This is a genomic window from Novosphingobium huizhouense (genome assembly GCF_020179475.1).
GTDB classification, from domain to species: domain Bacteria; phylum Pseudomonadota; class Alphaproteobacteria; order Sphingomonadales; family Sphingomonadaceae; genus Novosphingobium; species Novosphingobium huizhouense.
In genome coordinates, this window is sequence record NZ_JAILXZ010000027.1 from 1 (window position 1) to 290 (window position 290).

At 80.3% G+C, this 290-nt stretch carries 1 pseudogene; it reads left to right on the forward strand.

Features of this window, described 5'->3' with window-relative positions:
• Positions 1-290, forward strand: a pseudogene (locus K3A85_RS17830) (hypothetical protein); the annotation flags it as partial.

Here is a 290-nt window from a genome sequence, read left to right on the forward strand (position 1 = left end):
GCGGCGATGGTCGCGGTGCTGGCCCGCGCCGGCACGCAGGCGCTCGTGCCCGCCTCGCCCGGGATCGAGCCGCAGGAGGCCTGGCTGCGGCGCCGCTCGCTCTGCGCGATGCGCTCCGACCACACCGCCTGCCTGCGCGCGGCCTATGCCGACCGCACCGCGGTGCTGGCGGCGCTCGCTGGCCCGGGCGCGACCGAGGCGGCCGGCTGGAACTGCCCCGGGTTCGACACGGTGCGGCGCGCGGGCGCGGTGTGGGTGGGCGCCGACGCCGACGGCGCGATCGTCGCGCT